This is a genomic window from Acidithiobacillus sp. TH-A36 (assembly GCF_057473445.1).
The window spans coordinates 1-2,963 of sequence record NZ_JBYCKP010000549.1 but is presented as its reverse complement, the minus strand read 5'-3'; the positions used below and the strand labels follow the sequence as shown (position 1 = coordinate 2,963).

General features: G+C 54.6%; 4 protein-coding genes. 1 reads left to right on the top strand and 3 read right to left on the bottom strand.

Features of this window, described 5'->3' with window-relative positions; translation table 11 throughout:
* Positions 1-449, bottom strand: a 449-nt coding sequence (locus AC2VLY_RS13990) for an amino acid kinase family protein (RefSeq protein ID WP_486922484.1), incomplete at its 3' end; no start/stop codon positions are given.
* 111 nt (positions 450-560) lie between these two features.
* The gene (locus AC2VLY_RS13985) at positions 561-770 is read right to left on the bottom strand and encodes a YgaP family membrane protein (RefSeq protein ID WP_010641530.1); all 210 of its coding nucleotides are present in this window, start codon (positions 768-770) and stop codon (positions 561-563) included.
* 194 nt (positions 771-964) lie between these two features.
* Between AC2VLY_RS13985 and tal the strand changes: the two genes are divergently transcribed.
* Positions 965-2,062, top strand: a complete 1,098-nt coding sequence (tal, locus tag AC2VLY_RS13980) for a transaldolase (protein ID WP_486892079.1) — start codon at positions 965-967, stop codon at positions 2,060-2,062.
* Between the two features lie 11 nt (positions 2,063-2,073).
* On the opposite strand, the gene AC2VLY_RS13975 is transcribed toward tal, so the two are convergent.
* The gene (locus AC2VLY_RS13975; protein WP_300254773.1) at positions 2,074-2,847 is read right to left on the bottom strand and encodes an enoyl-ACP reductase FabI; all 774 of its coding nucleotides are present in this window, start codon (positions 2,845-2,847) and stop codon (positions 2,074-2,076) included.
* Positions 2,848-2,963: the final 116 nt, after the last annotated feature.

The window sequence follows — 2,963 nt, the reverse complement described above, 5'->3', positions numbered from 1 at the left end:
CGTCCCAAAGTAGTAATATTGCCATGCAGGTCGACGCCCTGGAAACCGGCAACCACTACGATCTTCCCGGATTCGAGGGCTGAACGAATTTTATGATCATCAATATGTTCAATGCGCGCCTTGGTATGGGCAGAATCCGTGGTAATGGCTACCTGGGTGCCGGTAAAAGACTGGGCCGCTTGTCCCATCTCTTCTAAAGCCATGCACAACAGGGCAATAGTCACCTGTTCTCCGGTGCTCAGCAGGGTATCCAGTTCACGCTCGGCAGGGTGAGCTGCCATGGCTCGCGCCAGTTGCAAAAGGCGATCGGTCTCGCCAGACATGGCCGATACCACGACCACAACCTGATGCCCGGCCCGATGGGTAGCCATGACTTTTTCGGCAACCGCGCGAATGCGCTCGGGGTTGCCCACAGATGTTCCACCAAATTTTTGTACGATGAGTGCCATTGTCAGTGATTTTATGAAAAATTAAGGGCAAATCATAAAGCCTTGGGACGCGTTCGTACAGGATGGGGCGAGAAGCCCTCAACAGGGTGCTTTTTTATGAGATCTGCTTGCTTACTGTGACAGGTTTTCCGGTTTCCGGGTCTTTTTGAGGAAGGAGTACACCGGGCAATAGCCGAAAACCCCCGTTGCAATGAGGAGAAGCCCCGAAAAAGTCCATTCCCGATAGGGAAAGGGGTTGACGAAATAGATGAGAAAAATGATGGCGCCGAAGTAAAGGCGCAGCCAACGCTCGGTACTGTTCATGTTCTTGATGATTTTCATGATATGGCCGTCCTTAAATGAGAGGGCTGGGTATGAATACTAGACCGCTTCGGTCCGTGCCGCAATAGGGGAATCGTGCATGGTCTCAGCATCTTCTCCGGGCTTGAACTACAATGAACTGCATGAAGAGGATCGTGTGAACAGTCTGGAATAGCCAAACGGGTTTCTGCAGTGATTTCCGGGGAGATGGAAGGATGACAACAGATTTACGGGCGTTGCACAAAGAGGTGGGTCAAAGCATCTGGCTGGATAATTTGTCGAGAACACTGATTCACGATGATATTCTCCGAAAATATATCAGCGCAGATGGTATCAGTGGGGTTACCTCCAATCCCAGTATTTTCCAGAAAGCCATTCATTCCAGTCCCTACTATCAGGATGATTTGCGGCAAGCTGCAGAATCTGCCGAGCGACTTTATGAACAGCTCGTTTTGCAGGATTTGCAGATGGCCTGCGATCTTTTGCAGCCGGTGCATCAGGAAAGTGCTGGCGATGATGGTTGGGTGAGCTGGGAGGAATCTCCGCGTTTGGCGCATGATGAAGCAGCTACGGTTGCTGAAGCCCGCCGTCTGCGGGGATTGGTGCAGCGTGACAATTTATTGATCAAGGTTCCCGCAACGCCCCAGGGTATTGCGGCACTGTCCACGCTGGTAGGCGAGGGTATTTCAGTCAACGTCACCCTCATGTTCGGATTGGAACATGTCCACCAGGTTTTTGCGGCTTATCAACAGGGCTTGGCGCATTGGGTAAAACAAGGCGGCGACCCCCGCCGGGTCAAGGCAGTTGCCAGCCTTTTCCTGTCACGGGTAGACACCCTCGTTGATCAGCAGCTCGAAAAAATGGCGACAGCAGAGGCTCTGGCTTTGCGCGGCAAGGCCGCAGTGGCCATGGCCAAGGTTGCTTACAAGGTCTATCAGGAGACCTTCCATGGGGACGGCTTCGCGGCGTTGGCCAAGGCCGGTGGGCGTCCGCAGTATCTGCTTTGGGCCAGTACCAGCACGAAAAACCCGGAATACTCAGACTTACTCTATGTCGAACCGTTGATGGGGCCGGAAACGATCAATACCTTGCCGGATGAAACCCTGAACAAGCTGCGTGATCATGGCCATATCGCGAATCGGGTGAGCGGGGATCTGGACGCGGCACAGACAGTCATGGCCGGACTGGAGTCGCTGGGTATTCATATGGACAGTGTGGCTGAGCAATTACAGCAGGAAGGGCTGGCCGCCTTCGCCAAAAGTTTTGAGGAAATGTTGGCGGAGGTCGGCAAGGCCATGCCCCGTGGTGGTTGATTGCCTTCGAGTTAAAAGCCGACGGTATTGAAGCCGGCATCGACGTAAGTAATTTCGCCGGTGATGCCTGAGGCAAGGTCGGAGCAGAGGAAGGCCGCCGTGTTGCCCACTTCTTCCTGGGTGACATTGCGGTGGAGGGGAGCATGCTCCGCATAGTGGTCGAGGATTTTACGGAATTCACTGATTCCGCTGGCTGCCAAAGTGCGAATGGGACCTGCGGAAATAGCGTTGACACGAATGCCATCACTGCCCAGGGAATAAGCCAGGTAACGAATGCTGGCTTCGAGGCTGGCCTTGGCCAGGCCCATGACATTGTAGTTGGCCATGGCCCGTTCGGCGCCGAGATAGCTGAGCGCCAGTAAAGCGCCTTGGCGTCCCTGCATCAAAGGATGCATGGCTTTGGCCATGGCGGTGAAGCTGTAGGAAGAAACTTCGTGGGCAATACGGAAGCCTTCGCGGGTGGTGGCATCCAGATAACTGCCACTGAGTTCTTCCTTGGGCGCAAAAGCCGCGCCGTGGATACCAACGTCGACGCCACCCCATAGTGACTGGACGCGCTCCATGGCCGCCTGCAATTGCTGTTCATCCATCAGATCCAGTTCCAGGGGTTCCGGCGCGCCGATTTGCCCGGCCAGTTCTTCCACCCGACTTTTGGTGCGCTCGCCCTGATAGGTCAACAGCACTTCGGCTCCCTGACGATGCATGGCCTGCGCGATTCCCCAACAAATGGAACGATCATTGGCTACGCCAACGATGAGCGCCTTTTTGCCTGTCATGAAACCCATAAAACCTCCTGTGTGCTGCTTAGCGTGTATAGATAGTGAGACGTGAGCCCGGCTGAATGTCGCTGGCAGAGGCCAGGTGGTTCCATTGGATGAGCGACTTGGGTTGCACATGGTAC